This window comes from Halorubrum sp. SP9 (genome assembly GCF_005435015.1).
Classification (GTDB): domain Archaea; phylum Halobacteriota; class Halobacteria; order Halobacteriales; family Haloferacaceae; genus Halorubrum; species Halorubrum sodomense.
On sequence record NZ_SGXU01000087.1, the window covers coordinates 1 to 1,156 of the forward strand.

Below are 1,156 nucleotides of genomic sequence, written 5' to 3' on the forward strand. Positions count from 1 at the left end.
CGGTGTTTCTGGATACGGTGTTTCTCCCTGACTGACGTTGTATCGGCTCTTTCACAGACACGCTATTGAAACAAACCCACCGCTGTAATGTCGAAGTTCCAACTGCTCGCGTATCAAGCCGTGGCTATCTTCGTCGGACTCGGCGTCTTTTTCGCCTTCCTGCTCGGTGCGGCAGTCACGCAGGGTGGTCGCCTCACGCTTGATATGACGTACTTCAACGAGATGTGGTTCGAGTATTGGATCATGTTCGTTTCAGTCGGCGTCATCCCGTGGGCGCTGTACTACGTTGACGACCGTGAGACATAACAACTGTATCTGGACATGAGCGAACGCGCAAACGTTGGGCAGGCAGCGATTGGCGAGATGGGGATTGGTGTCGATACGGTGTCCCCGACCGCATCTGCTCACGGCGAGACAGCCGTTTACGGCACCTCACTCTCCGTAACCGTTGGTGAGGGGGCAGTACACGGTACAACCACCGTGAACGGCACGCTGTTCCGTGTTTCTTCACGGATTCAGTTGACTGGCGTACAAAACAAATCTGTTCGGTTAGAGTAAGACGATGACAACGACAGGCCAAGAAATTCCCCCATCAAATGATGGGCCATACATCGCGGGCGACACCCTCCTCATCACGTTGTCTGTAACTGATGATAACGGTGATCCGATTGATCTATCAGCCGCAGACGTGGAGTTTGCTGTCGCCCCGTATCGAGGTGGTCCAACACTCATTGAGAAAACAGTCGGTGACGGTATCACAATTACTGATCCAGCGAACGGTGAAATCGAAATCCGTGTGAACGGTGTTGACACCAGCTCACTTGGCGCAGCCGACGGACGGGCGTACCCGTTCGACGTGGCTGTGATAGACGACACGGGTGATAGAAACACCGTTACGACGGGGACGTGGACAATCACCGCACCAGCACGAGAGGGATAGTTGATGAGTCTCGCAGCAATCGGTGAAGCTGAAATCGTTGGGTTCGCGATCGGTGACTACCGTGTCATCGAGGCAGGGAGTGTTGGTGGATCATCCACCGTCACAGGCGAGGCAACCGTTGTTACTGTTGCTAACGAAGACCTCCGTGGCGGCACCACAGCAACTGCTGTTGGAACCGAACGGCTCACCATTTCAGCCAGTGCTCACGGCGGGACG

Annotated in this window: 4 protein-coding genes; all 4 read left to right on the forward strand. The window is 54.9% G+C overall.

The window, feature by feature from the left end; all coding sequences use genetic code 11:
* Positions 1-87: 87 nt before the first annotated feature.
* The gene (locus tag EXE45_RS16450; protein ID WP_137694956.1) at positions 88-306 is read left to right on the forward strand and encodes a hypothetical protein; all 219 of its coding nucleotides are present in this window, start codon (positions 88-90) and stop codon (positions 304-306) included.
* Between the two features lie 15 nt (positions 307-321).
* Entirely contained in the window at positions 322-558 is a 237-nt protein-coding gene (locus EXE45_RS16455; protein WP_137694957.1) for a hypothetical protein, read from the forward strand.
* A 4-nt stretch (positions 559-562) separates the two neighbouring features.
* Positions 563-940 (forward strand): hypothetical protein, encoded by a 378-nt coding sequence (locus EXE45_RS16460; RefSeq protein ID WP_137694958.1) that lies wholly within the window; start codon positions 563-565, stop codon positions 938-940.
* A gap of 3 nt (positions 941-943) precedes the next feature.
* On the forward strand, positions 944-1,156 hold a 213-nt coding region (locus tag EXE45_RS19750; protein WP_158294287.1), incomplete at its 3' end, for a hypothetical protein.

Excerpts from the sequence above, each read along its gene's own strand:
- EXE45_RS16450 (WP_137694956.1), top strand. The coding sequence starts at position 88 with ATGTCGAAGTTCCAACTGCTCGCGTATCAAGCCGTGGCTATCTTCGTC.
- EXE45_RS16455 (WP_137694957.1), top strand. The coding sequence starts at position 322 with ATGAGCGAACGCGCAAACGTTGGGCAGGCAGCGATTGGCGAGATGGGG.
- EXE45_RS16460 (WP_137694958.1), top strand. The coding sequence starts at position 563 with ATGACAACGACAGGCCAAGAAATTCCCCCATCAAATGATGGGCCATAC.